We start from the raw sequence: 480 nt of genomic DNA, 5'->3' as shown, positions 1-480 counted from the left end.
GTCGAGCGAAAGCTGGTGACGGATGCGGATGCCGCGATCGAGAAGATCGCCGTCGACGAGAAGAGCTTCCGCTTCATGCTCAACGAAGACGCGATGGCGACCGAGAAGCTGGCCGAAGGCATCCGCGCCTTCGTGGCCGATTCGGCCAAGCTGAAGGAGATGATCGAAGAACTGCGCTGATCGGGCGCGCAGGCAACGACAAGCGCGGCTCCGGCCGCGCTTTTTTTATTTATATGGTTGTATCGTTCGTGCCATCCGGCCGTGCTTCTTTCATCGGCGTATCGTTTGTCCGGTTCAGGACGCACGCAGGCCGGCGAGGTAGACGACGAGGATCCTGGCGCCCGAGTCGAGCAGGCTGAAGGAAGCGGGTTCGAACATCCAGTTGCGGATCATGCCGTCCATCATCGACCACAGGCCCAGCGCCACCAGGTGCACGTCGATGTCGGCGCGGACCTGCCCTTCCCCGATGCCGTCGCGCAG

General features: G+C 62.3%; 1 protein-coding gene and 1 pseudogene. One reads left to right on the top strand and one right to left on the bottom strand.

The window, feature by feature from the left end; all coding sequences use genetic code 11:
* Positions 1–180 (top strand): transaldolase family protein (locus KVT32_RS28700; RefSeq protein WP_305864209.1); only part of this gene is annotated, 180 nt, incomplete at its 5' end.
* Between the two features lie 114 nt (positions 181–294).
* Here the strand turns inward: KVT32_RS28700 and KVT32_RS28695 are convergent.
* Positions 295–480, bottom strand: a pseudogene (locus KVT32_RS28695) (TetR family transcriptional regulator); the annotation flags it as partial.

The organism is Achromobacter sp. GbtcB20, from assembly GCF_019091095.1.
GTDB classification, from domain to species: Bacteria; Pseudomonadota; Gammaproteobacteria; order Burkholderiales; family Burkholderiaceae_B; genus Achromobacter; species Achromobacter mucicolens.
The sequence above is the reverse complement of the archived record's forward strand: the minus strand, read 5'-3'. Positions and strand labels throughout refer to the sequence as shown.